2 protein-coding genes are annotated in these 1,426 nt (G+C 70.2%); both read right to left on the reverse strand.

Features of this window, described 5'->3' with window-relative positions; translation table 11 throughout:
• Nucleotides 1-211: 211 nt before the first annotated feature.
• On the reverse strand, nt 212-682 hold the full coding sequence (locus ACFVUH_RS37360) for a hypothetical protein (protein ID WP_381115540.1): 471 nt from the start codon (nt 680-682) through the stop codon (nt 212-214).
• 4 nt (nt 683-686) lie between these two features.
• Entirely contained in the window at nt 687-1,250 is a 564-nt protein-coding gene (locus ACFVUH_RS37365) for a hypothetical protein (protein WP_331720938.1), read from the reverse strand.
• Nucleotides 1,251-1,426: the final 176 nt, after the last annotated feature.

Consider the following 1,426-nt stretch of genomic DNA (forward strand, 5'->3'; position numbering starts at 1 on the left):
ACTTCGGACTGCTCGACTTCGAAGGGCGGTCCTTTCCCGGCTGGCACCATCACATGACGCTGGTGTCGGCGGCGTCAGCGTACAACTTGCTGGAGCTGTCCGGCCGCCGGCCGGGGGCCCTGGAAGAGAGCTGAGCGGCACGTCCCGTGCGGGACCTCGAGGAGAAGCGGGCGGGCCCCGACCCGCCCGCTCGTGTTCCCCGGTCGGGTGTTCAGGCCGTCGTTGGCAAGGCGTTCGTCGTCGGCGACGGCGGGGGTGGTGGCGTCAGGTGGCGGCGGGCGACGGTGACCAGCAGGACGTAGGAGAGGGCGGCCAGCCCCACCGTGATGATCCAGGTATGCGATCCGGCCGGATCGTAGACCCGCCCCGCGTTGCCCACGTCCACCGCCGGCGCGCTCTGGCCGGCCTCGAAGGCGCCGCGGCCGCTCCCGTACAGCTTGACGCTCCCGAGCTCCACGGCGCCGTCGGCGGAGCGGAACGTCCCCAGCCACTCGCAGGTGGTGTGCCCGGCGTGTCCGGCGCACACCAGACGCACGGCGGTGAAGGTGCCCCGCGGCCCGTCCGCCGTGGCGGTCCTGGCCGCGTCGCCCAGGCCCGGCACCGTCAGCCAGAACAACAGGACCCCGGCCAGCAGGAGCAGCAGGGAGACGAACCCCGAGGGCCTTGCGCCGCGCGTCGCCACAGGGTCAGCCCTTCGGGGCGCAGCCGCACCGCGCGTCGGCGTTGTCCGGCCGGCCCGCCCGGGTGTGCAGGTACATCGCGACCACCATGGGCACCGTCACCAGGGTGTTGTAGAAGAGGTGCAGCTCCACCCGGGGCATGACCAGCTGGATCAGACTGGTGGGCGCCGCCCTGCCCAGCAGGTGGGCCCCCGCGAGCACCTGCACCAGGAGCAGCAGGTGCTCCAGGTGGTGCCACACCTGGATGCCGAGGGAGGCCTTCCACCAGGTGGCCGAGCGGCCGGTGAAGCCCGGCCGCAGGAGGAACAGGCCCACCATCATCACCAGGGCGTAGCCGTAGTGCATCCACTCCGAGGTGACCAGCCAGGGGAACGGCATCCCCAGCACCCCGCGCGCCTGCGGGATGGGCCAGCCCATGACGTAGATCTGGTAGGCCTGGACCAGGTGCTCCGCCCAGTGCGCCACAACGATGAACAGGAACACACGCAGGCCGAGTTGGTGGTGACGGGTGTTGACGGCGTCGAGCCCGCCGCGAAAGGTGAGAGGTGACGTTCCGGTACTGATGGCCATGCCTGACCTCCACGGTCTGGGTGGGAGGGGAACAATCGCTCATCACACCAGTCCTCACACACGCGAGCCTCTTCCAACGTGCTCTCTTTCCTGTCACCTGACCGTCCCGTGGGTCCTGTGAAGCAACCCGAACGGTACGGTCGGGCATGCTGCCACGGACGTACGAAGGACAGGAC

This window comes from Kitasatospora sp. NPDC058032 (genome assembly GCF_042885845.1).
Taxonomy (GTDB): domain Bacteria; phylum Actinomycetota; class Actinomycetes; order Streptomycetales; family Streptomycetaceae; genus Kitasatospora.